Consider the following 22,225-nt stretch of genomic DNA (forward strand, 5'->3'; position numbering starts at 1 on the left):
CCGGCAACTACGCAATATGACGTATGTGCAGCGCAGCATCGCTGTCCGATAGTTTCTTAAGCAACGGTAAAAAAGCTTCCGCCCCGTTGCGGTCAAAAAAAGAACTAGAGGGGTTCCGACATGTCCATCAAGGCGCGCGCCACCGGCGCATTGCTTGCAGCCATTCTCTCGGCGACCGCCTTCCACGGCGCTTTCGCAGCCGACGATACGATCAAGGTCGGCATCCTGCATTCGCTTTCCGGCACCATGGCCATCTCCGAGACGACGCTCAAGGATGCCATGCTCATGCTCATCGACGAGCAGAACAAGAAGGGCGGCCTGCTGGGCAAGAAGCTCGAAGCCGTCGTCGTCGATCCGGCATCCGACTGGCCGCTCTTCGCCGAAAAGGCGCGTGAGCTCGTCTCCGTCAACAAGGTCTCGGCCGTGTTCGGCTGCTGGACGTCCGTTTCGCGCAAATCCGTGCTTCCGGTCTTCGAGGAGCTGAACTCGATCCTCTTCTACCCCGTCCAGTACGAGGGCGAAGAAAGCCAGCGCAACGTGTTCTATACGGGTGCTGCACCGAACCAGCAGGCGATCCCGGCCGTCGATTATCTCGCCGAGAACGAAGGCGTCGAGCGCTGGGTTCTCGCCGGTACCGACTACGTCTATCCACGCACGACCAACAAGATTCTCGAAGCCTACCTGATCTCCAAGGGCGTGAAGCCCGAGGACATCATGATCAACTACACGCCGTTCGGCCATTCCGACTGGCAGACGATCGTCTCCGACATCAAGAAGTTCGGCTCGGCCGGCAAAAAGACCGCCGTCGTCTCCACCATCAACGGCGACGCCAATGTTCCCTTCTACAAGGAACTCGGCAACCAGGGCGTCAAGGCGGAAGACATTCCGGTCGTCGCCTTCTCGGTCGGCGAAGAGGAACTGGCCGGTCTCGATACGACGCCGCTCGTCGGCCACCTGGCTGCCTGGAACTACTTCCAGTCCGTCGAGAACCCGTCGAATGCCGAGTTCATCAAGACGTGGAAGGCCTTCACCAAGAACGAAAAGCGCGTCACCAACGATCCGATGGAAGCGCATTATATCGGCTTCAACATGTGGCTGAAGGCCGTCGAAAAGGCCGGCACGACAGTCACGGACGCCGTGCTCGATGCGATGATCGGTGTCTCTGTGCCGAACCTCTCGGGCGGTCTCTCCACCATGATGCCGAACCACCACATCACCAAGCCCGTGCTGATCGGCGAAATCCAGGCCGACGGCCAGTTCGAGACCGTCTGGGAAACACCCGGCCTGGTGGTCGGCGACGAGTGGTCGGACTTCCTGGCCGACTCCAAGGACCTGATCGCGGATTGGCGTGCGCCGATGTCGTGCGGCAACTTCAACGTCGCCACCGGCAAGTGCGGCGGCAAGGGTTCCTGATCCTGAAGGCTTGATGTCTGCCGCGCGTCTCCTTCGCGGCGAGATACGCATCCCGGCGTATGGCGCGCCGGGATGCAGTCCTTTCCCAACCTCAAGGACATGAGATGCCTGCGCGCCTCATCCATCGTTTCCTGCAATGCCTGCTCGTCGCTGTCTGCGTGATGGTGACGATGTTCGCGACTGATCTGAGGGCCGCAGACGATCTGCGAACGATGGTCAACGCGCTCGGCGGCGGCAGTTTCCAGGAGAACCAGAAGCAGGTCGAAGCGCTCGCCAAGACGGGTGATCCGAAGATCGTTCCGGCGCTGGAGGCCTTGTCCGAGGGGGATCTCTACCAGCGCAAATCCGACGGCATGGTTTTCATCGTCAAGCCGGCCGGTTCCAATTTCAAACTCGTCGACGCCCTGACGGGAGATGCAGCCGGCGAGGAAGCCAAGGCGGCGCTCGAAAAGGTCAAGGTCAACAACGGGCTGCGCCGGGTGATCCGCGCCGCACTCGGCGGCCTGACGCTGATGAGTCCTGATGCAGGCGTTCGCCTCGAGGCGGCGCAGACAATCCTGCGCACGCCATCCGCCGATTCTCTCGAAGGCCTCGATGCCGCCCTTGCCGGTGAAACGGACAGCGCGGTCAAGGCCGTGCTCGAAAAGGCCCGCGCGGCTTCCGTCCTCGTGTCCGACCGGCCGGTGGAGGAGAAGAAGGCCGCCATCGCCACCGTCGTTCAGACCGGCGGGCGGGATTCGCTGTCGCTGCTTTCCGGCGCGCTCTCTTCTGCCGATGAAAGCCTGCGGCCGGATATCGAGACCGGGATTCAGCAGATCGAGGACCAGCTGGAACTCTGGGCTGCCGGCCAGAACATCTGGTACGGCCTGTCACTCGGCTCGGTGCTGCTGCTCGCGGCAATCGGGCTTGCCATCACCTTCGGCGTGATGGGCATCATCAACATGGCGCATGGCGAGATGGTCATGCTCGGCGCCTACACCACCTTCGTGGTGCAGGAGATCATCCGCAATTCCTATCCCGACGCCTTCGCCTGGTCGCTGGCGATCGCGCTGCCGCTCGCCTTCCTCGTTACCGGCGCGGTCGGCCTCGTCATGGAGCGTGGCATTATCCGCTTCCTCTATGGCCGGCCGCTCGAAACGCTGCTCGCCACCTGGGGTGTCTCGTTGATCCTCCAGCAGGCCGTGCGCTCGATTTTCGGACCGACGAACCAGGAGGTCGGCAATCCGTCCTGGATGTCCGGCGCCTTCGAACTCGGCGGCCTCACCGTCACCTGGAACCGGCTCTGGATCATCGTCTTTTCGCTCGCCGTCTTCGCCTTCCTGCTCTTCCTCTTGAAGAAGACGCCGATGGGCCTGCAGATGCGTGCCGTCACGCAGAACCGTCGCATGGCCTCCTCCATGGGCATCAGGACGCCCTGGGTCGATGCGCTGACCTTCGCGCTCGGTTCGGGCATTGCGGGTATCGCCGGCGTGGCGCTCAGCCAAATCGACAACGTCTCGCCGAACCTGGGGCAGGGCTACATTATCGACAGCTTCATGGTCGTGGTCTTCGGCGGCGTGGGCAATCTCTGGGGCACGCTGGTCGGGGCCTTCACGCTTGGTATCCTCAACAAGTTCCTGGAGCCCTATGCCGGCGCCGTGCTCGGAAAAATCCTCGTGCTCGTGCTGATCATCCTCTTCATCCAGAAGCGGCCGCGCGGGCTCTTCGCACTCAAGGGACGGGCGGTGGAAGCATGATCACGTCGTTTCTCGCCAAGGCGCTCGGGCGCAACATCGTCATCACGGTGGCGATCCTGCTGGCGCTTGCAGCCCTCGTTCCGGCACTCAACCTGCTGACGGCGCCGGACCATCCGCTGCATGTGCCGACCTATATCGTCTCGCTGTTCGGCAAGTACCTGACCTATGCGCTGCTGGCGCTGGCGCTCGATCTCGTCTGGGGCTTCTGCGGCATCCTCTCGCTCGGGCATGCCGCATTCTTTGCGCTCGGCGGCTACGCCATGGGCATGTACCTGATGCGCCAGATCGGCGCGCGCGGCTCCTACGGTAACCCGCTGCTGCCGGACTTCATGGTCTTCCTCAACTGGAAGGAACTGCCCTGGTTCTGGTACGGCTTCGACATGTTCTGGTTCGCCGCGCTGATGGCGATCGTCGTGCCGGGCCTGCTCGCCTTCGTCTTCGGCTGGTTCGCCTTCCGCTCGCGCGTCAACGGCGTCTATCTGTCGATCATCACCCAGGCGATGACCTTCGCCCTGCTGCTCGCCTTCTTCCGCAACGATATGGGTTTCGGCGGTAACAACGGCCTCACCGACTTCAAGGACATTCTGGGCTTCAACATCCAGGCAAACGGAACGCGCTCCGCACTCTTTGCGGCCTCGGCGGTAGCACTCGCCCTGTCGCTGATCATCACCTCGGGTATCGTGCGCTCCAAGTACGGAAAGATCCTCGTCGGCGTGCGCGACGCCGAAAGCCGCACGCGCTTCCTCGGCTACCGGGTCGAACACATGAAGCTCTTCGCCTTCGTGGTCTCGGCCATGATGGCGGGCGTTGCCGGCGCGCTCTACGTGCCGCAGGTCGGCATCATCAATCCCGGTGAGTTCGACCCGGCCAATTCCATCGAGGTCGTCATTTGGACGGCGGTCGGCGGGCGCGGCACGCTGATCGGCCCGATTGTCGGCGCCGTCCTCGTCAACGGCGGCAAGAGCATCTTTACCGCGGCCTTCCCGGAATTCTGGCTCTTCGCGCTCGGTGGCCTGTTTGTGCTCGTCACGCTGTTCCTGCCCAAGGGTATCGTTGGCACGGCACGCCAGTTCGTCGAACGGCGCAAGGAATACCGCAAGGCGCGGGAGGCTGAAGAGGCGCGCACCTTTGCGACGGCGGCAGAACCCCAGGCGGCGGAGTGACCGGCATGAACACCCTCGTTGGCAACACAAAACCCAACAGCATCCTCTACCTCGACGGCGTCTCCGTCTCCTTCGATGGCTTCAAGGCTTTGAATTCGCTCTCCTTCGTCATCGAGCCCGGCGAACTGCGCGCCATCATCGGCCCGAACGGTGCCGGCAAGACGACGATGATGGATATCATCACCGGCAAGACGCGGCCGGATTCTGGCGAAGTCTTCTTCAAGGGTACGATCGATCTCACCCAGAAGGACGAGGCCGAAATCGCCCAACTCGGCATCGGCCGCAAGTTCCAGAAGCCGACGGTGTTCGAGAGCCATACGGTCTGGGACAATCTGGAACTGGCCCTCAACCGCAATCGCGGCGTCTTCTCCTCGCTGTTCTATCGCCTCACCGCCGAGGACAAGGTGCGCATCGAGGAAATCCTATCGACCGTGCGCCTCGCCAACCGCAAGGACGATTTTGCCGCCAATCTCAGCCACGGCCAGAAACAATGGCTGGAGATCGGCATGCTGCTCGCGCAGGAGCCGGAACTGCTGCTGGTCGATGAGCCGGTCGCCGGCATGACGGACGCGGAGACGGCGGAAACCGCCATCCTGCTGAAGGAAATTGCAAAAACCCGCTCGGTGGTCGTCGTCGAGCACGACATGGGGTTTATCCGCGATCTCGGCGTGAAGGTGACCTGCCTTGCGGAAGGCTCTGTTCTGGCGGAAGGCTCGATCGACTTCGTCAGCGCCGACCAGAGGGTCATCGAGAACTATCTGGGGAGATGAGGCCATGCTGACCGTCGAAAACGTCAACCTTCACTACGGTGCCGCACAGGCGCTGCGCGGCATCTCGCTGAATGCCGAGATGGGCAAGATTACCTGCGTGCTCGGCCGCAACGGCGTCGGCAAGTCGAGCCTGCTGCGGGCGATTACCGGCCAGCATCCGCTCTCCTCCGGCAGCGTCGCCTTCAACGATATCAAGCTCGACGGCATGGCGCCCTATAATCGTGCCAAGCAGGGCATCGGTTATGTACCACAAGGCCGCGAGATCTTTCCGCTGCTGACGGTGAAGGAAAACCTCGAATCCGGTTACGCTCCGGTGAAGCGGTCGGACCGCTTCATTCCGAACGAGATCTTCAGCCTGTTCCCGGTGCTGCAATCCATGCTCGGCCGGCGTGGCGGTGACCTCTCCGGCGGCCAGCAGCAGCAGTTGGCCATCGGCCGTGCGCTGGTCACGCGGCCGAAAATCCTCGTGCTCGATGAACCGACCGAGGGCATCCAGCCGTCGATCATCAAGGATATCGGCCGGGCGATCAAATACCTGCGGGATTCGACCGGCATGGCAATTCTCCTTGTCGAACAGTATCTTGATTTCTGCCGGGAGCTTGCCGATCACGTATATATCATGGACCGGGGAGAAATTGTTCACGAGGGCGCGGCCGAAACGCTTGACACACCGCAAGCACGCCGGCATTTGACGGTGTAACGGCGGCAACCCTGATGTCATGCGTCACCAGGTCCGAAATGTGGACCACAGCGCCAGCCGTAACACACCAGCTATTACAAGGCGTCTTGATGGATACACTTCGTCTGCGTGGCCGCGTGCGGCCCGAAGGTTCTGTCCGCGTAACCGCGATGGGACTTCTTCTCTTTCTAGGCTTGGCGGGGCCGGGCTTTGCCGCAGGATGCGGCCAGCCTGTAGAGCCCGGCCAGATGGCATTCACTGTCAGGACCGGCGGCATCGAACGCCCGGCGCTTGCCCATATTCCGACCGCCTATGACGGCAAGACCAAGCTTGCGGTCGTCTTCGATTTCCATGGCAGCAATTCCGGGCCGGCCGGCCAGTTCCGCCGCAGCGGCTGGGATGTCGTCGCCGAGCACGAAGGCTTCGTCTCCATCGCGCTGCAAGGCAGCCTCGACGGTCAGTACGAGGGCACGCATGCCTGGAACGTGCCGGGCGTGACGCATGGCGGCACGCATGATGATGAACGCTACATCAAGGACGCGATCAAGACGGTCAAGGACAGGTTCTGCGTCGATCCCACACGCATCTATGCCTCAGGCTATTCGGGCGGCGGGCGCATGCTGTCCCAGTATATCTGCAATGGACATCCGGAATTTGCCGCTGCCGGTTTCGTCATGGGGCTGCGGGCAGGCTATCCGGTCGAGCGCGGTGGCGTGTGGCAGCCGGACGTCGCGAGCTGCAAACCCGGCAATCCGATTTCGATCATCGCCTTTTCCGGCATGAAGGATGTGACGAATCCGTTTGCCGGCGGGGGCAAGCCTTACTGGCAATATGGCGGCGAGACGGCGCTTCAACGCTGGGCAGAACTCGACAAATGCGAAGGCAAGGGCAATGTTACCGTGGATGCGATGATGACGGCGCTGTCGTTCAACAGCTGTGCCGGTGGCGCGCGCATCAACTCCTATCTGCTCAAGGAGAACACGCATGCCTGGCCGGCACGCAGTGTGCTGTTCCCCACCTTTGACGCAAACGGCAAGGTGACCTCGGAGCGGGACGCGACGGGCCGCATGTGGGAGTTCTTCAAGAACACGCGCTCCCCGGAAGAAACGCCGCTGACGGCAGGTGATGCAACAGAGCGCTCCGGCTGAGCGGTTCGAAGGAGAGGGAACGCGTGTACGCAGCACAACAGAAGGCACAAAGGGCGAGGGGGAGCGGACGGCTGGCGACGAAGTCGTTCGGCGGCCACACCCGCCTAGATACCTTCTATCAGGAGGGTTGCGCCAAGATCCGCCTGCCGAAGAGTTTCGACGGCAGGATGGAGGCCGTTCTCATCAACACGGCCGGTGGCCTGACGGGGGGCGATCATATCGATTGGACCTTCGATGTCGCCGACGGCACGCACCTGACCGCGACCACGCAGGCCTGTGAGCGCGCCTACAAGGCAAGTGCTTTCACTGCGACAGTCGAGACCCGGATTACCGTTGGTGCCGGGGCGCGGGCGGACTGGCTGCCGCAGGAAACCATTCTTTTCGACCGGTCTTCGCTCAGCCGCAAGCTGGATGTCGACCTGGCCGATGATGCGACCTTTCTCGCGGTCGAGGCCATTCTGCTCGGCCGCAAGGCAATGGGCGAAAGGATGGAAACGGGGTTGTTTCGCGATCGCTGGCGCATCCGTCGCAGCGGCAAGCTGATCCACGCCGAAGAGGCGCACCTGGAGGGCGATGTCGCTGCCGTGACGGATGAACGGGCGGTGCTTGCGGGTGGGCGCGCTTTCGCGACCGTGCTGTTGTGCGGACGCAATGCCGAGGCGCATCTGGAGCCGTTGCGCCGGTTGCTGGAGGGGGCTGAGGCCGGCGTCAGCCATTGGCAGGGCAAGCTCGTTGCCCGTGTCGTTGCGGCCGATGGTTTCGCGCTCAGAAAAAAACTCATCCCGGTCATTTCGCACTTGCGTAATGGCGCGAGCGTGCCGAAAGTCTGGACACTGTAAGAACAAAGCGATGGACCGCCCATGAATTTGACCCCCCGCGAAAAAGACAAACTGCTGATCGCCATGGCGGCGATCGTGGCGCGCAAGCGGCTGGAGCGCGGCGTGAAACTCAACCATCCCGAAGCCATTGCGCTTATCACCGACTATGTCGTGGAAGGCGCGCGCGACGGCCGCTCTGTGGCCGATCTGATGGAGGCGGGGGCGCATGTCATCAGCCGCGACCAGGTCATGGTGGGCATTCCCGAGATGATCCACGACATCCAGGTGGAAGCGACCTTTCCCGACGGCACGAAGCTCGTGACCGTGCACGAACCGATACGGTAGGCCCATGCTGGATCTTCGACCCAACTGCGAATGCTGCGACCGCGATCTTCCGCCGGAAAGCCCCGAGGCGATGATCTGCACGTTCGAATGCACCTTCTGCGCCGATTGCGTGAGCAACGTTCTTGGCGGCACCTGCCCTAATTGCGGCGGCGACTTCGCGCGTCGGCCGGTGCGGCCTGCTGCGCTGCTTGCGAAATATCCGCCATCCACCAAGCGGGTCCTGAAAGCCGAAGGCTGCGGCCCGGCGGAAGCTGCATGAGGAAGACATGATCCCGGGTGAAATCATCACGACCACCGGCGACCTCGAACTGAACGCGGGCCTGCCGGTCACGACGCTGGACGTCTCCAATACCGGCGACCGGCCGATCCAGGTCGGCAGCCACTATCATTTCTATGAGACGAATTCCGGGCTTGCCTTCGACCGTGAGGCGACGCGTGGCCTGCGGCTCGATATCCCTGCCGGCACGGCGGTGCGCTTCGAGCCGGGACAGACACGGACTGTGCACCTTGTTCCCTTCGCCGGCAAGCGGGAGATCTACGGTTTTCGTCAAAGCGTGATGGGAAAGCTCTAACATGGCTTTTCCCTACCGCTTCCTGCTCGTTGTCACTGCGTTCTTCATCTCCGCCTCTTTCGCAACTGCGCAGGATGGCGAACCGGAGATCGACTGCAACAACGCCATGGCGCAGATCGAGATGAACATCTGCGCTGGCCGGGACTACCAGGCGGCCGATACAGAGCTCAATGCCGTCTACAAGAAGGCGATGGCGGCAGCCGGTGAAATGGACGTGCAGGCCAAGGAGATGGGCGAGCATTATGTCGGCGCCGTCGATGCGTTGAAGCGCGCCCAGCGGGCATGGATCGGCTATCGCGACGGGCAGTGCGAGCTGGCAGGGTTCGAGGCGCGTGGCGGCTCGATGGAGCCGATGCTGGTTTCCGGTTGCCTCGCCGATCTCACACGCAAGCGCACGGCCGAGCTGAAGACTGTCTACGAGCAGGAAAACTGAGGGGTTGCCGGTGTCGCGCAGGATCGTCATCGTCGGCAATGGCGATATCCCGGAAGGCCTGGCCGGGGTGATCGATTCCGCTGATCTGGTGATCCGCTTCAACCTCTGCCGCTCGGCGGGGCGCGGCGGTTTCAAGACGGATGTCATCGCCGCCTGCAATACCGGTCGGCCGGCGCTGGATATGCTGGCCGGCGGACGCTGGAAGGCGAGCGAGACAGTGCGGCAGGCGCAGGAAATCTGGTGCGTGCGCACATCGGAAGTCTTTGCCGGAATGCGTGGCGCCGTTGCGCAAAGCCATCCGGACCTCGACGACTTCTGCGACGACTACACGATCGGCTTCGAAACCTTCGCCGAGGCCACCGGCCGGCGGCTGGGCAGAATTCCGGCCTCCGTTCATCATGCGGTCGACGACGCGCTCCAGGCCTTCGATCCGACGCCCTATGTGGTGCCGAGTTCCGGGCTCATCGTCATTGCCCATGTCCTCGAAAACGTTGCCGAGCAGGGTGACCGCATTTCCATTGCCGGCTTCGGTCACCAGGGCTGGCAATGGCATCCTTTCGCCGCGGAGCGGCGCTGGGTCAATGCGCAGATCGCCGCCGGCCGTCTCGATCGTCTCGACCAATAAAACAAACACCTGCCTCCCGGGGAACTTGACCATGTCCTACAGAATGTCCCGCGCCGCCTATGCCAGCATGTTCGGCCCGACCACCGGCGACAGGGTGCGTCTTGCCGATACGGAACTCTTCGCGGAGGTAGAGAAGGATTTCACCACCTATGGCGACGAGGTGAAGTTCGGCGGCGGCAAGGTCATCCGCGACGGCATGGGGCAGAGCCAGGCGACGCGCGCCGAGGGCGCTGTCGATACCGTGATCACCAATGCGCTGATCATCGACCATAGCGGGATCTTCAAGGCGGATGTCGGCCTGAAGAACGGGCGTATCGCCGGGCTCGGCAAGGCTGGCAATCCGGATACGCAGCCGGGCGTCACCATCATCGTTGGCCCCTCGACGGAGGTGATTGCGGGGGAAGGCAAGATTCTCACTGCGGGCGGCATGGATGCGCATATCCACTATATCTGCCCGCAGCAAATCGAGGAGGCGCTGGTCAGCGGCATCACCACGATGCTCGGCGGCGGTTCCGGCCCGGCGCACGGCACGCTGGCGACGACCTGCACGGGCGCCTGGCATATCGAGCGCATGATCGAGAGTTTCGATGCCTTTCCGATGAACCTCGCGCTCGCCGGCAAGGGCAATGCCTCGCTGCCTGCGCCGATCGAGGAAATGGTCAAGGCCGGCGCCTCGTCGCTGAAGCTGCATGAGGATTGGGGCACCACGCCGGCGGCGATCGACTGCTGCCTTTCCGTTGCCGACGAGTACGATGTGCAGGTGATGATCCATACGGACACGCTCAATGAAAGCGGCTTCGTGGAGGATACGATAGACGCCATCAGGGGCCGCACGATCCACGCCTTCCACACGGAAGGGGCAGGCGGCGGGCATGCACCTGACATCATCAAGGTCTGCGGCCACTCGAACGTCATTCCGTCGTCGACCAACCCGACGCGGCCCTACACGGTCAACACGATCGCCGAGCATCTCGACATGCTGATGGTCTGCCATCACCTGTCCTCCTCTATCCCTGAGGACATCGCCTTTGCCGAAAGCCGCATCCGCAAGGAAACGATTGCGGCAGAGGATATCCTGCATGATATCGGCGCCTTCTCGATCATCTCGTCCGACAGCCAGGCCATGGGGCGCGTGGGCGAGGTGGCGATCCGCACCTGGCAGACGGCGGACAAGATGAAGCGTCAGCGCGGCCGGCTTGCCGGCGAGACCGGCGACAACGACAACCTGCGCATCCGGCGCTACATCGCGAAGTACACGATCAATCCGGCCATTGCCCAAGGCCTGAGCCACGAGATCGGCTCGATCGAAGTGGGCAAGCGGGCGGATCTCGTGCTGTGGAACCCCGCCTTCTTCGGCGTGAAGCCCGATATGGTGCTGCTCGGCGGGACGATCACCATGGCGCCGATGGGGGACCCGAACGCCTCGATCCCGACGCCTCAGCCGGTGCATTATCGCCCGATGTTCGGTGCCTTCGGCAAGATGCGCACGAATTCCTCGGTCACCTTCGTCTCGCAGGCGGCGATCGACCTTGGCCTTCGCGAGCGCCTCGGCGTTGCCAAGCAGCTGCTTCCGGTGCGCAACACACGCACTATCTCCAAGGCCTCGATGATCCTGAACGACCTGACACCGCATATCGAGGTGGACCCGGAGACCTATGAGGTGCGGGCCGATGGCGAACTTCTAACCTGCGAGCCGGCGACCGTGCTGCCGATGGCGCAGCGCTATTTCCTCTACTAGAAAATGCTCGCCTCAAAACGGGACATTTAAACTTCTAGCGAACGCATTATCGGAGTCTGAAAGAAAGTGGCGTAATGTCTCTTTGTTAATGATGGAGAGATTTATGCGTGGCAGGGTGGCCCTTTGGGTAAGGGCCCAGTGGGAGGTGGGTGTGTTCCAGACGCGAGCCGACATTTCCATGTTCGTGTTGAACACCGTTCTGGTGGCAATCACGCTTGCCACTGCGGCCTATCTCATGATCGCCGCAATCCTCGTGAATTTCAGCCTTTCAACCCATGATTTCCCCGCGGCCCTGAACTTCGGCACCTCAACGACGGTCCTGATCTCGGCGAGCGTCCTCGCGCTTCTCGCCTGGTTGCTTGGCATGGCCATCCACGAAATTTCGCTGTCGCGCGCCGAATTCGAGCGGCTGAGCCGGCTTGATCCACTGTCCGGCCTCTTGAACCGGGCGGCTTTCGTCGAAGAACTGGCAGGCCGCACCGTTAACGGTTTCTTCGTGCTGTTCGATGTCGATCGCTTCAAGTCCGTCAATGACGGGCATGGCCATGCGGCCGGCGACGAGGTCATCGTTGCCGTCGCGGAAGAGCTGACACGGGTCTTTTCGCCACCACATCTTGTCGCGCGCTTCGGGGGCTCGGCGTTCGCCGTGTTTTTCGAGAACGCGGACCGTGGCGACTGCGGCCTGCTCGTGGAAGAGGTGCGCCGATCGGTCGCCGCGCGTCGGGTCGAGACCGCCCATGGCGTTGCCGCCGTCACCCTGTCAGCGGGTATCGCCGACCGGCCCGCCGACCGGACGTTCGAAGCGACCTTCGAGGCGGCGGACCGGGCGCTCTATCTTGCCAAGTCGCTCGGCCGCGACCGGGCTACCCACGAAGACGAGGGCGACGGCCTGCTCGAGCCGAGCCGCCGGGTCGCCGCTGGCGGGCGTCGCCGCTGAGGCCTTCCTACGACAAATGACGTAGCCGGTCGCTTCGGTGGTTTCCTTGACCTGGCAAACATGCTTTTCTCGGTCGGACTTATCCATCGATACCCGAGGTCGCCTTGCCCTATCGCTCAACGGAAATCCTGCCGCACGGTACCGGCGGAAACCGCACGCCGATCGATGTCGTCGTGCTGACGCATGACCAGCGCCATGTGCGCCGCAAGCTCCTGCACATGCAGCATGATGACGTGGTGATGCTCGACCTGAAGGAGCCGGTACAGCTTGCGCATGGCGACCTGTTGCTCACCGAGACGGGGGAGCTTGTCGAGGTGATTGCCGCGGAGGAAGAGCTTTACGAGGTGACGCCGAAGACCCCTCTGCATCTCATCGAGCTCGCCTGGCATCTCGGCAATCGCCACTTGCAGGCCCAGATCGAGGAAGGGCGTATCCTCATTCTGCGCGATCATGTGATCCGCGACATGCTGACAGGACTTGGCGCCACCGTTCGGGATGTTTCAGAACCTTTCCATCCGGCACGGGGCGCCTATCACGGCTCCGGACACGGCCACGACCACGGGCATCACAACCATAACCATGGCTGATGCGGCGTCGCCCGAAGCGCTGGTTCGGCTGATGACCTGGCTTTCGCCGGCCTTTCCAGTCGGCGCCTTCTCCTATTCCGGTGGATTGGAACAGGCGGTCGCCGATGGTGATGTCTGCAATGCGGACGCGCTTCGGGATTGGCTCGCGAGCCTTCTGGCGCATGGCCCGCTCTGGAATGATGCGGCGCTTTTTGCAGAAGCGCATCGTTCTGTCGAAAACGCGGCCGGGCTCGCCGACGTTGCCACCCTTGCGGAAGCCTTGTCGGGTTCGGCGGAGCGGCATCGCGAAACGATGTTGCAGGGCGAGGCTTTTCTTGCCGCCGCGGCAAGCTGGCCGCATCCGGTGCTGGACATGCTTGGCGACGCGGCCGCCTATCCGATAGCCGTGGGCGCGGTGTCAGGCGGGCATGGCATTGCGGCCGAGACGGCGCTGGCCGCTTATCTGCATGCGGTCGTTTCCAATCTCGTCTCCGTTGCGATCCGCTGCGGTGTGATCGGCCAGCGGGACGGCGTGGCAACGCTTGCCGGGCTTGAGGCCCGAATCCTTGCGCTTGCCGCCGCGGCATCCCGCTCGACGCTCGACGATCTCGGGTCCGCCACCATTCGAGCCGAGGTCGCCAGCCTCAAGCATGAGACATTGGCGACCAGACTGTTTCGCTCGTGAGCGTGCTTGCCGCGGCGCTCTGATCAGAGGCGCCGGAGCGCCTCCGGATCGCCGATCTGAACTAGGCGACCACGCACGGTGACGCCATGGTCGCGCAGCATCGAGAAGGCACGCGAAAGGGCTTCGGGTGCGAGGCCCAGCTTTCCGGCAAGCAGGCTTTTCTGGTAGGGCAGGCGGAAACTGGCGGCCTTTGCATCCTGCGGGCAATGGGCGAGCAGGTAGCGCGCAACGCGCTGCGGCGCCGTGTGCAGCCGATCGTTGGCGAGGCAGCCGAAAACCTTGGAGAGCTGGGCGGAGAGGGCATTGGCCAGCGCCACTGCCAGATCCGGTCGGCGGGAGGCTATGTCGCGCACGCGCTTCAGGTCGAAGCGGGCGATGAGGGACGGTTCGGCGGCCTGGGCGGTTGCGGCATAGCGGCCGCCGTCGAGCACCACGCTGGCGCCGATGAGATCACCCGGGCCGTAGAGTTCGACGTCCGCCTCGCGTCCGTCCGGATCGAGCTTGTAGAGACGAATATAGCCGGACAGCACGCAATGCAGCATGTCGGCGGGCTCGCCCTCGCGAAACAAGATCTGCCGCGCCGGCAGGTTGCCGATGACGGCGATCTCCATCATGGCTGCGACGCTTTCCACGCCAAGCACCGACAGAAGTCCGGAATTCAGCAGGGTTTCCCGTTCCCGGGCACCGGGTTTCATCAGCCTGTTCATCGATCTCACTCCATGCTCCCGCAGGCGTCGTTCGGTCTTTGATGACAGGACGATAGTCGAGGGTGGGCAAGCGCGAATTGATTTCGATCAATGAACATGAAAACGGCCGGCTCGCTTTCGGCGAACCGGCCGCTTCGGGTCTGGGTCGCGGCTGCCTATTCGGCAGCGAGCGTCGAGTGGTGCACGACACTGAGGTGGTTACGCTCGCCACCCTTCTTCTTCTCAAGCGTTTCGATGCGCTTTTCGAGATCGGACACGTCACGCGCCGTCTGGTCGGCTAGGCGTGTCAGGGCTTCCGGCTCCATCGCCAGCAGTTCGTCATCCTTCTTGCCGACAAAGCGGCCGAAGATCCAGCCGAGCAGGCGCGACAGGTCGTCCATGATGAGGAAGAACGACGGCACGACGACGAGCGAGAGCACCGTCGAAACGATGATGCCGCCGATGACCGCGATCGCCATGGGTGACCGGAACGAACCACCTTCGCCGACGCCGAGTGCTGAAGGCAGCATGCCGGCCGACATGGCAATCGAGGTCATGACGATCGGGCGGGCGCGCTTGCGGCCGGCTTCGATCATCGCCTCCACGCGGTGCATGCCCCGGTGCATCATCTCGATGGCGAAATCGACGAGCAGGATCGCGTTTTTCGTCACGATGCCCATCAGCATCAGGATGCCGATGAGAACGGGCATGGACAGCGCGTTCTGCGTCAGGATCAGGCCCGCGGCCACGCCGCCGATGGCGAGCGGCAGCGACAGCAGGATGGTGAAGGGCTGGATCACGTCCTTGAACAGCAGGATCAGGACCATCAGCACGAGCAGCAGGCCGAGCAGCATGGCATTGCCGAAGGACTGCTGCATCTCTCCCTGGATTTCGGCGTCGCCGCTTTCCATGAACTGTACGCTCGGCGGCATATCGATGCTGTTGGCGATCTCCTTGAAGCGGCCCGTGGCGGTATCGAGCGCCACGCCCTGCTGGAGGTCGGAGCCGATCGAGACGACGCGGTTGCGGTTATGCCGCTTGATCGAGCTCGGTCCCTCGGAATATTCGATATCCGCGACGGTGGAGAGTGGCACGACCTGGCCGCTCGCCGCCTGGATCTTCAGGTTGCGGATGGCGGCAAGGTCGGCGCGGAAGCCGCGGTCGACCTGTACGCGGATCGGGATCAGGCGGTCGTCCAGCGAGACCTTGCTGAGCTGGGCGTCGATGTCGCCGATGGTGGCGACGCGCACCACTTCGGCGATCTGCGCCGTGGTGATGCCGAGGCGGGCCATCTGCTCGTCACGCGGGCGAATCTGTAGTTCCGGCCGCGGCAGCGAGCCTTCCGAGCTGACATTGGACAGGACCGGATCGGCGCGCAGCTTGGATTCCAGCACGGCGACGGTGTTGTTGAGGTCCGCCTCGTTGTTGGAAAGCAGGTTGAATGCCAGGTCGCGCTCGCCGCGGTCGTTGAGCTTGATGATGCGCACGTCCGGGATCTGACGCAGCGTCGTGAAGATTTCCTTCTCGATATCCCACTGCGGACGCACGCGACCGTGCGCTTCCATCTTCGGCAGGTACTGGCCGACGACGGGGATGCGACCGAGCACGTCGTTCACCAGCTTGTAGGTCAGCGAGTGTTCGAGCTTGTCGAGAATGACCGTGACGGAGGCGCGGCGCAGTTCCAGGTCGCCCTTCGGCGAGGAGCCGCCAAGCACGAAGACACTTTCGACGCCGTTGATGTCCTTGACCCGCTCGTAGATCTGCGTGGTCGTGCGGTCGGTATCCGAAAGCATCGCATCCGGTGGCAGTTCCACGGAGAGAACGACGCGGGAAGCGTCTTCCGGCGGCAGGAAGCTGCCGGGAACCGTGGCCAGCAGCATGATCGAGCCGGCGAGGAAGGCGAAAGCGGCAATCAGCGTCAGGTAGCGGGCATACCAGGTGCTCGTCGTCGTGCTGACGAGCCGGGTATAGAACCGCATGAAGACGCCTTCCTTCTCCTCGCCATGGCCGTCTCCATCGCCGGAGCGCATGAGATAGGCCGCCATGACCGGTGTGATGAGGCGCGCCACCGCGAGCGAGAAGAACACCGAGACGGCCACCGTCAGGCCGAACTGGATGAAGTACTGGCCCGGAATGCCCGGCATGAACGAGACGGGCACGAAGACGGCAATGATGGTGAAGGTCGTCGCGATAACGGCGAGGCCGATTTCGTCGGCGGCCTCGATTGCCGCCTTGTAGGGCGACTTGCCCATGCGGATGTGCCGCGCGATGTTCTCGATCTCGACGATCGCGTCGTCGACGAGGATGCCGGTCGCGAGCGTCAGTGCAAGGAACGAGACCAGGTTCAGCGAGAAGCCGAGCATGTCCATGACAAAGAAGGTCGGGATAACCGAAAGCGGCAGCGCAACGGCGGAGATCAGCGTTGCCCGCCAGTTGCGCAGGAAGAGCAGAACCACCGCGACGGCGAGAAGCGCACCTTCAAGCAGCGTGTGCAATGCCGCCTCATAGTTGCCGTAGGTGAAGTAGACCGCATCGTCGACCAGCTGGATCGAGACGTCGGGATACTGCGTGCGCACCTTTTCCAGCGATTCGGCGACCGATTCGGCGACGGTGACTTCACTGGCGCCCTTTGAGCGGAAGACCGCGAATGTCACGACCGGATTGCCGTTGAAGCGCGAGAAGGAGCGTGGCTCCTCATAGGTGTCGGTGACCGTGCCGAGTTCCGAAAGCCGAACGAAGCGGTCGTTCGGCAGGGCGATCATCGTGTTCGTCAGCTTCTCGACGGAGCGGGCGTCACCAAGCGTACGGATCGCCTGCTCGGCGCCGGCGATCTGGCCGCGACCGGAACCGGAATCCGCATTCATGTTGCGGATCTGGCGGTTGACGTCGGCGGCGGTAATGCCGAAGGATTCGAGCTTGTCGGCGTTGAGGTCGACGCGCACCTCGCGGTCAGCACCGCCGAAGCGGTCGATCTTGCCGATGCCGGGCCGCCCCTGCAGGGCGCGCTTGACCTTGTCGTCGACGAACCAGGACAGTTCCTCGAGCGTCATGTTCGGCGAGGAGACGGCGAAGGACTGGATCGCCTGGCCTTCCACGTCGATCTTGGTGACGACCGGCTCCTCGATCGATGCCGGCAGGTCGCTACGGATGCGGTCGATCGCATCCTTGACGTCCTGAAGCGCCTGGTTCGTCGGCTTTTCGATCTCGAAGAGCACGGAGGTCACCGAGCTGCCGTCCGTCACGGTGGAGGTGATGTCGTCCACCCCTTCGATACCGGCGACGGCGTCCTCGATCTCCTTGGTGACCTGGACTTCCAGTTCCGCCGGGGCGGCGCCGCTCTGCGTCACGCTGATGGCGATAACCGGAACGTCGATGTTCGGGAAGCGCGTGATGGGCAGTGCGTAAAAGGATTGGATGCCGACATACATCAGCAGGAAAAACGCGAGCAGCGGCGCAATCGGATTGCGAATGGACCAAGCTGAAAAATTCATGTCCCCAAAGTCCTCGATAAGAGACCAGACGTATTTCAGGCTCCGGCCCCGTCCGGATCACCTGTCATGTTACCGGGCGCCCCAGCCCGGCATTCTCTTCCGCGCGCTGCGGAAGCGGCTCCCCCTTGGAGGAGCCTTCACGTCATTTCGTGGCCGAAGCCTGTTCAGCCTTGACCGGATTGACCTTGTCGCCATCGCGAACATAGGCGCCGGCCTTGGCGACCACTTCGTCGCCTTCCTTAAGCCCGCTGGTGATCTCGATCACCTGGCCGTCCTGGACGCCGGTTTCGACCGGCACCAGCGTGACGACGCCGTTCTCGACCTTGCGGGCCACCGTCTTGCCGTCTGTCGTCGTGATGGCGGAAAGCGGCAGCACGATGCCTTGCTTCTCCTCCACGATGATCTCCGCATTGGCGAACATGCCGGCGCGTGCCTTGCCGGGATCGTCGAAGCGGATAAAGACGCGGCCGAGGCGGCTCTGCGCATCGAGCGTCGGCTCGACGAGACGGATTTCGCCGGTCACTTCGGCAGCGCCGCCGGCAAGGGAGACGGTTACCTTCTGGCCGGGTGCCAGCTTGAGGATGCCGTCTTCGGAAACATCGGCCTTCAGCTCGATCGCGCCGTCCTGGATGACAGTGAAGAGCGGCGAGGCGGCGCCGCTCGCGATCGCGCCGACCTTGGCCGTGCGGGCGGAGACGATGCCGGCAACCGGCGACTTCACTGCCGTGCGGGCCAGTTTCAAGTCGATGTCGTCGATCTGCGATTGGGCGACCTTGATATCGGCCTGCGAAACGCCGATCGCCTGTTCGGCGGAGTTGACGCGGGCAAGGGCCGCATCTGCTGCTGCCGTAGCCTGCTCGGCGGTGGCCTGCGACTGCGAGCCGGACTTGACGAGTTTCAGCGCGCGGTCGCGCGTGCGCACAGCATCGTCCGCATTGGCCTTGGCCTCGACGAATTGCGCCTTGATCTGTGCAAGGGCTGCCTCAGCCTTGGCGAGCGAGGCTTCGGTCTGGCTCTTCTGGAGGATGAGGGCATCGTCGTTGAGCGTGGCGAGCGTGCCGTTGGCCTCGACCGTGTCGCCGACATCGGCGGCGAGCGTGCGGATGGACAGGCCATCGACGAGCGGCGTGACATAGACTTCGTCGACCGCCTGGACCGTGCCGGTCGCGATCACCCGGTCGATGATGGTGCGTGTTTCAGCGGCGGTGACGACGATGGCGGGCAGGTTCTGCACCTGCTGGGTCGTATCGGCATCACCCGTAGCCGCATCGGCCGCGAAGGAAATCACCGGGTTGGCCGCCATGAGTGCGACGACGGAAAGATACAGAACCTTCATGTGTCCAGAAGCCATAGGCCGAACTTTCTCAAAAGCATGACTTTATGATTGCGGGCCGGACATTCTGTTGTCGTTCTACCGGACCCAATTCCCAAGCAATATGGCGGACACGAAGCGGCTCCCCTGCCTCTCCTGGCTCCCACGTCGCGGATTATGTAATCAGCGTTCCTTGCCCTTACAAGAGGTAACGGAATGGTGCCTCATTATTTTATACGTTTGGCTTTTCGATGGCAATCGCGGCGCGCTGTCGCAGGTCTCGCCCAAAAAAAACGTGCGGGGCAGGGCCCCGCACGCCTTAGTTCCTCGTGAAATGGACTATTTCAGCGCTTCGTCCGTCACGGCATGCGTCCAGGCGCCTTCCGGCTCCTTGGAGATGACCGGGTCGGAGCCGCCCGCCAGCAGCGAGGCGACGGTGCGCTTGTAGTCCGCCTCGTCGAGCGCGCCGTTGGAGCCGGCGGTCAGCTTGGCGACTTCACCCATCATGAACTTCTGGTGCGCCTCGGTCTGCGCGCCGGTCGTGTCGTTTTCGAGAACGATACCGGTGGCTTCGTCCGGGTTCGTTTCGGCGTATTTCCAGCCCTTCATGGACGCGCGCACGAACTTGACCATCTTTTCCTTGAAGGCCGGGTCGGCGAGCTTGTCTTCCAGCACGTAGAGACCGTCTTCGAGCGTCGCGACACCCTGGTCCTCATACTTGAAGGTCACGAGATCCTCCGGCTTGATACCGGCATCGAGAACCTGGCCATATTCGTTGTAGGTCATGGTCGAGATGCAGGCCGCCTGCTTCTGGAGCAGCGGATCGACGTTGAAGCCCTGCTTGAGGACGGTCACGCCATCCGGCCCGCCGTCCGTCGGGATTTTCAGGTGTGCCATCCAGGAGAGGAACGGATACTCGTTGCCGAAGAACCAGACGCCGAGCGTCTTGCCCTTGAAGTTTTCCGGACCGGTGACGCCGGATTCCTTTAAACAGGTCAGCATCATGCCGGACGACTTGAACGGCTGGGCGATGTTGATGAGTGCGACACCCTTTTCACGGGTGGCAAGGGCGGACGGCATCCAGTCGACGATGACATCGGCGCCGCCGCCGGCGATCACCTGTGCCGGGGCGATATCCGGGCCGCCTGGCTTGATTTCAACGTCGAGGCCTTCTTCTTCATAGAAGCCCTTGTCCTTGGCGACGTAATAACCGGCGAACTGGGCCTGGGTGACCCATTTCAGCTGGAGCGTCACCTTGTCGGCGGCCTCGGCCTGGAACGCGGCAAGCGAGAAGGCGCTTGCCAGAAGCAGCGATGCGATCTTCGTTTTCATGTCAGTTCCCTCTTTCTTTCTTATTTTACGCCTGCCCACCACGGACAGACGGGTGCCAGAACGTGACGACCCGCTCGATGAGCGCGACGATCCCGTAAAAGGCGGAGCCAGCCACCGCGGCAACCGCGATCTCGGCCCAAACCATGTCGACATTCATGCGGCCCACTTCCGTGGAAATGCGGAAACCCATGCCGACGATGGGCGTCCCGAAGAATTCGGCGACGATCGCGCCGATGAGCGCAAGCGTCGAATTGATCTTGAGCGCATTGAAGATGAAGGGCCAGGCGGCGGGAAGGCGCAGCTTGACGAGGGTCTGGAACCAGTCGGCCGCATAGGTGCGCATCAGGTCGCGCTCCATATGGCTCGTCGCGGCAAGGCCGGAGACGGTGTTCACCAGCATGGGGAAGAAGGTCATGATGACGACGACGGCGACCTTCGACTGCCAGTCGAAGCCGAACCACATGACCATGATGGGTGCGACGCCGATGACGGGCAGCGCCGAGACGAAATTGCCGAGCGGCAGCAGGCCCTTCTGCAGGAAGGGCGAGCGGTCGATGAGGATCGCGACGAGAAAACCGAGGCCGCAGCCGAGCGCATAGCCGACGAGCACGGATTTCAGGAAGGTCTGGCGGAAGTCCGCCCAGAGCGTCGGTATGGAGTTGATCAGCCGCACCCAGATCATACTCGGCGGCGGCAGGAGCACGGACGGCACGTTGAAGCCGCGCACGATGCCTTCCCAGAGCACGAGGATGGTGGCGCCGAAAATCAACGGGACGGCGATGCGCGCAGCGCGGTCCGCCGCCGGGCTCGTAAATTTCTGGCGCACCAGCCATTCGTTGAAGGCCCAGGCGGCGAGCCAGAAGACGATTGCGGCCACAAGGATGGAAAGATTCATGCCCGTGCCCCCATGCGCTTGAGGACGAGGCTATGCGCGAAGCCGACGACGATGACGAGCAGGGCCGCGACCGCTGCCGCCATGAAGAGGGCCGCCCAGATCTGCACCGTCTGGCCGTAGTAGGAGCCGGCGAGCAGGCGTGCGCCCAGGCCGGCGACCGCGCCGGTCGGCAGTTCGCCGACGATGGCGCCGACGAGCGAGATGGCGATCGCCACCTTCAGCGAGGTGAAGAGATAGGGCATGGAAGAAGGCCAGCGCAGCTTCCAGAAGGTCTGCGACGACGAGGCATAGTAGGTGTGCATCAGGTCGAGCTGGATCTGCTCGGGACTGCGCAACCCCTTTACCATGCCGACGACGACCGGGAAGAAGGACAGATAGGTCGAGATCAGCGCCTTCGGCATCAGGCCGGAAATACCGACCGCATTCAAGACGACGATGATCATCGGCGCGATGGCCAGGATCGGGATCGTCTGGCTGGCGATGACCCAGGGCATCAGCGAACGGTCCATCGCGCGGTTGTGCACGATGGCGATGGCGAGCAGGATGCCGAGCACCGTGCCCATGGCAAAGCCCATCAGCGTTGCGGAGAGCGTGATGCCGGCATGGTAGACAAGGCTGCGCTTCGAGGTGATCGCCTTGTTGACGGTGGTGTCCCAGAGTTCGGCGAAGACCTGGTGCGGTGCCGGTAGAACGGGCCGCTCCTGCGCCATGGTCTTCGGCAGCAGCTCCATGAACGTGATCGTCGTTCCGGCGCGTCCTGCTGTGTCGCGCTCGAAGGGCGCGTTCAGCACGACGACGAAGACATACCAGAGCGCGACCAGCGCGAGCAGCACGGTGACGATGGGAAGCAGGCGATCGCGAAGGAAGCTGGCCTGTTCCAT

22 protein-coding genes are annotated in these 22,225 nt (G+C 63.0%); 16 read left to right on the plus strand and 6 right to left on the minus strand.

Annotation, left to right across the window (positions count from 1 at the left end):
* Positions 1 to 120 precede the first annotated feature (120 nt).
* The 16 genes from urtA to AC1RT2_RS26195 all read left to right on the plus strand — a co-directional run bounded on the left by urtA (position 121) and on the right by AC1RT2_RS26195 (position 13,628).
* The gene (urtA, locus tag AC1RT2_RS26120) at positions 121 to 1,413 is read left to right on the plus strand and encodes an urea ABC transporter substrate-binding protein (protein ID WP_493106666.1); all 1,293 of its coding nucleotides are present in this window, start codon (positions 121 to 123) and stop codon (positions 1,411 to 1,413) included.
* A gap of 161 nt (positions 1,414 to 1,574) precedes the next feature.
* Complete coding sequence (gene urtB / locus AC1RT2_RS26125) at positions 1,575 to 3,149, plus strand: urea ABC transporter permease subunit UrtB (protein ID WP_493106730.1); 1,575 nt, start codon at positions 1,575 to 1,577, stop codon at positions 3,147 to 3,149.
* On the plus strand, positions 3,146 to 4,312 hold the full coding sequence (gene urtC, locus AC1RT2_RS26130; RefSeq protein ID WP_493106668.1) for an urea ABC transporter permease subunit UrtC: 1,167 nt from the start codon (positions 3,146 to 3,148) through the stop codon (positions 4,310 to 4,312). The genes urtB and urtC overlap by 4 nt, the downstream gene beginning before the upstream one ends.
* 5 nt (positions 4,313 to 4,317) lie before the next feature.
* Positions 4,318 to 5,082: an urea ABC transporter ATP-binding protein UrtD gene (gene urtD / locus AC1RT2_RS26135; RefSeq protein ID WP_493106670.1), complete on the plus strand. Its 765-nt coding sequence runs from the start codon at positions 4,318 to 4,320 to the stop codon at positions 5,080 to 5,082.
* Positions 5,083 to 5,086: 4 nt separating this feature from the next.
* A complete protein-coding gene (urtE, locus tag AC1RT2_RS26140; protein ID WP_493106672.1) occupies positions 5,087 to 5,782 on the plus strand; it encodes an urea ABC transporter ATP-binding subunit UrtE in 696 nt (231 codons plus the stop codon).
* Positions 5,783 to 6,009: 227 nt separating this feature from the next.
* Positions 6,010 to 6,909, plus strand: a complete 900-nt coding sequence (locus AC1RT2_RS26145) for a CE1 family esterase (RefSeq protein WP_493106674.1) — start codon at positions 6,010 to 6,012, stop codon at positions 6,907 to 6,909.
* A 23-nt stretch (positions 6,910 to 6,932) separates the two neighbouring features.
* Entirely contained in the window at positions 6,933 to 7,748 is an 816-nt protein-coding gene (locus AC1RT2_RS26150) for an urease accessory protein UreD (RefSeq protein WP_493106676.1), read from the plus strand.
* A gap of 21 nt (positions 7,749 to 7,769) precedes the next feature.
* Positions 7,770 to 8,072 (plus strand): urease subunit gamma, encoded by a 303-nt coding sequence (locus AC1RT2_RS26155; RefSeq protein ID WP_069057867.1) that lies wholly within the window; start codon positions 7,770 to 7,772, stop codon positions 8,070 to 8,072.
* A 4-nt stretch (positions 8,073 to 8,076) separates the two neighbouring features.
* Positions 8,077 to 8,331, plus strand: a complete 255-nt coding sequence (locus AC1RT2_RS26160; RefSeq protein WP_069057868.1) for a DUF1272 domain-containing protein — start codon at positions 8,077 to 8,079, stop codon at positions 8,329 to 8,331.
* Between the two features lie 7 nt (positions 8,332 to 8,338).
* Positions 8,339 to 8,644 (plus strand): urease subunit beta, encoded by a 306-nt coding sequence (locus tag AC1RT2_RS26165; RefSeq protein ID WP_493106679.1) that lies wholly within the window; start codon positions 8,339 to 8,341, stop codon positions 8,642 to 8,644.
* 1 nt (position 8,645) lies between these two features.
* On the plus strand, positions 8,646 to 9,077 hold the full coding sequence (locus AC1RT2_RS26170) for a lysozyme inhibitor LprI family protein (protein WP_493106681.1): 432 nt from the start codon (positions 8,646 to 8,648) through the stop codon (positions 9,075 to 9,077).
* Positions 9,078 to 9,081: 4 nt separating this feature from the next.
* Complete coding sequence (locus tag AC1RT2_RS26175; protein ID WP_493106683.1) at positions 9,082 to 9,702, plus strand: Urease operon accessory protein; 621 nt, start codon at positions 9,082 to 9,084, stop codon at positions 9,700 to 9,702.
* Positions 9,703 to 9,733: 31 nt separating this feature from the next.
* Positions 9,734 to 11,440, plus strand: a complete 1,707-nt coding sequence (gene ureC / locus AC1RT2_RS26180; RefSeq protein WP_069057871.1) for an urease subunit alpha — start codon at positions 9,734 to 9,736, stop codon at positions 11,438 to 11,440.
* Positions 11,441 to 11,591: 151 nt separating this feature from the next.
* Complete coding sequence (locus AC1RT2_RS26185; protein WP_493106685.1) at positions 11,592 to 12,377, plus strand: GGDEF domain-containing protein; 786 nt, start codon at positions 11,592 to 11,594, stop codon at positions 12,375 to 12,377.
* A 104-nt stretch (positions 12,378 to 12,481) separates the two neighbouring features.
* On the plus strand, positions 12,482 to 12,964 hold the full coding sequence (gene ureE / locus AC1RT2_RS26190) for an urease accessory protein UreE (protein WP_083242783.1): 483 nt from the start codon (positions 12,482 to 12,484) through the stop codon (positions 12,962 to 12,964).
* Entirely contained in the window at positions 12,957 to 13,628 is a 672-nt protein-coding gene (locus AC1RT2_RS26195) for an urease accessory protein UreF (protein ID WP_493106687.1), read from the plus strand. Before ureE ends, AC1RT2_RS26195 begins: the two co-directional genes overlap by 8 nt.
* Before the next feature lie 23 nt (positions 13,629 to 13,651).
* Here the strand turns inward: AC1RT2_RS26195 and AC1RT2_RS26200 are convergent, their stop codons facing one another.
* From AC1RT2_RS26200 to AC1RT2_RS26225, 6 genes are all read right to left on the minus strand, one after another.
* Positions 13,652 to 14,335, minus strand: coding sequence for a Crp/Fnr family transcriptional regulator (locus AC1RT2_RS26200; protein WP_493106689.1), 684 nt, complete (start codon positions 14,333 to 14,335; stop codon positions 13,652 to 13,654).
* Between the two features lie 155 nt (positions 14,336 to 14,490).
* On the minus strand, positions 14,491 to 17,805 hold the full coding sequence (locus AC1RT2_RS26205) for an efflux RND transporter permease subunit (RefSeq protein ID WP_493106691.1): 3,315 nt from the start codon (positions 17,803 to 17,805) through the stop codon (positions 14,491 to 14,493).
* A gap of 142 nt (positions 17,806 to 17,947) precedes the next feature.
* Positions 17,948 to 19,141 (minus strand): efflux RND transporter periplasmic adaptor subunit, encoded by a 1,194-nt coding sequence (locus AC1RT2_RS26210; protein WP_493106693.1) that lies wholly within the window; start codon positions 19,139 to 19,141, stop codon positions 17,948 to 17,950.
* Positions 19,142 to 19,456: 315 nt separating this feature from the next.
* Positions 19,457 to 20,449, minus strand: coding sequence for an ABC transporter substrate-binding protein (locus AC1RT2_RS26215; protein ID WP_493106695.1), 993 nt, complete (start codon positions 20,447 to 20,449; stop codon positions 19,457 to 19,459).
* Positions 20,450 to 20,474: 25 nt separating this feature from the next.
* Positions 20,475 to 21,344 (minus strand): ABC transporter permease, encoded by an 870-nt coding sequence (locus AC1RT2_RS26220; RefSeq protein ID WP_069057878.1) that lies wholly within the window; start codon positions 21,342 to 21,344, stop codon positions 20,475 to 20,477.
* A complete protein-coding gene (locus AC1RT2_RS26225; protein ID WP_493106697.1) occupies positions 21,341 to 22,225 on the minus strand; it encodes an ABC transporter permease in 885 nt (294 codons plus the stop codon). The genes AC1RT2_RS26220 and AC1RT2_RS26225 overlap by 4 nt, the downstream gene beginning before the upstream one ends.

This window comes from Shinella sp. GW821-FHT11G07, assembly GCF_058808115.1.

Coding starts and splice junctions, on each gene's coding strand:
- urtC (WP_493106668.1), top strand. CDS start 3,146: ATGATCACGTCGTTTCTCGCCAAGGCGCTCGGGCGCAACATCGTCATC.
- urtA (WP_493106666.1), top strand. CDS start 121: ATGTCCATCAAGGCGCGCGCCACCGGCGCATTGCTTGCAGCCATTCTC.
- AC1RT2_RS26160 (WP_069057868.1), top strand. CDS start 8,077: ATGCTGGATCTTCGACCCAACTGCGAATGCTGCGACCGCGATCTTCCG.
- AC1RT2_RS26145 (WP_493106674.1), top strand. CDS start 6,010: ATGGCATTCACTGTCAGGACCGGCGGCATCGAACGCCCGGCGCTTGCC.
- AC1RT2_RS26210 (WP_493106693.1), bottom strand. CDS start 19,141: ATGAAGGTTCTGTATCTTTCCGTCGTCGCACTCATGGCGGCCAACCCG.
- AC1RT2_RS26165 (WP_493106679.1), top strand. CDS start 8,339: ATGATCCCGGGTGAAATCATCACGACCACCGGCGACCTCGAACTGAAC.
- AC1RT2_RS26220 (WP_069057878.1), bottom strand. CDS start 21,344: ATGAATCTTTCCATCCTTGTGGCCGCAATCGTCTTCTGGCTCGCCGCC.
- AC1RT2_RS26200 (WP_493106689.1), bottom strand. CDS start 14,335: ATGAACAGGCTGATGAAACCCGGTGCCCGGGAACGGGAAACCCTGCTG.
- ureC (WP_069057871.1), top strand. CDS start 9,734: ATGTCCTACAGAATGTCCCGCGCCGCCTATGCCAGCATGTTCGGCCCG.
- urtB (WP_493106730.1), top strand. CDS start 1,575: ATGGTGACGATGTTCGCGACTGATCTGAGGGCCGCAGACGATCTGCGA.
- AC1RT2_RS26170 (WP_493106681.1), top strand. CDS start 8,646: ATGGCTTTTCCCTACCGCTTCCTGCTCGTTGTCACTGCGTTCTTCATC.
- AC1RT2_RS26195 (WP_493106687.1), top strand. CDS start 12,957: ATGGCTGATGCGGCGTCGCCCGAAGCGCTGGTTCGGCTGATGACCTGG.
- AC1RT2_RS26205 (WP_493106691.1), bottom strand. CDS start 17,805: ATGAATTTTTCAGCTTGGTCCATTCGCAATCCGATTGCGCCGCTGCTC.
- AC1RT2_RS26215 (WP_493106695.1), bottom strand. CDS start 20,449: ATGAAAACGAAGATCGCATCGCTGCTTCTGGCAAGCGCCTTCTCGCTT.
- urtE (WP_493106672.1), top strand. CDS start 5,087: ATGCTGACCGTCGAAAACGTCAACCTTCACTACGGTGCCGCACAGGCG.
- urtD (WP_493106670.1), top strand. CDS start 4,318: ATGAACACCCTCGTTGGCAACACAAAACCCAACAGCATCCTCTACCTC.
- AC1RT2_RS26225 (WP_493106697.1), bottom strand. CDS start 22,225: ATGGAACAGGCCAGCTTCCTTCGCGATCGCCTGCTTCCCATCGTCACC.
- AC1RT2_RS26155 (WP_069057867.1), top strand. CDS start 7,770: ATGAATTTGACCCCCCGCGAAAAAGACAAACTGCTGATCGCCATGGCG.